Origin of the sequence: Sporosarcina sp. P29, from assembly GCF_002743265.1 — a bacterium.
Lineage (GTDB): Bacteria > Bacillota > Bacilli > Bacillales_A > Planococcaceae > Sporosarcina.
In genome coordinates, this window is sequence record NZ_PDYX01000067.1 from 1 (window position 1) to 520 (window position 520).

General features: G+C 45.0%; 1 pseudogene. It reads right to left on the reverse strand.

Annotation, left to right across the window (positions count from 1 at the left end):
• Nucleotides 1-476, reverse strand: a pseudogene (gene argS, locus CSV68_RS16560) (arginine--tRNA ligase); the annotation flags it as partial.
• Nucleotides 477-520 lie beyond the last annotated feature (44 nt).

Genomic DNA, 520 nt, shown 5'->3' on the forward strand with positions numbered 1-520 from the left:
GCTTTGTCGAGAATATTACATAATGAATCTCCAAGGGATGCCCCACGTGCGTGTCCTAAGTGCAAATCGCCTGTTGGGTTCGCTGATACGAATTCAACTTGGATCTTCTGTTGCTGTCCGCTATCGGAACGTCCGTAGTCTGCTCCTTGATCCAGGACAGATTTCACGATATCCCCGAGGCTGTCTGTTTTCAAGCGGATATTGAGGAAGCCAGGTCCAGCGATTTCAATGGAGTCGATTGCGGTGTTCTTCGTATCGAGGTGCTCTAAAATACTTTCCGCAATTGCACGTGGCGGCTTTTTCGCTAGTTTTGTCAACTGCATAGCGATATTCGCTGCATAATCTCCGTTCTCTTTACTTCTTGGTGATTCCAATTTAATGTCCGGAATATCTGCACTTTCGACTAGTTGCGCTTTCTCAATGGCTTGGTGCAATGCTTCTTTAATTTCATGTTGAATCTGCTCTACTGCATTCATTGTGTTACCTCCGAGTAGGTTATTGTCAAATGGTATTTCCCTAA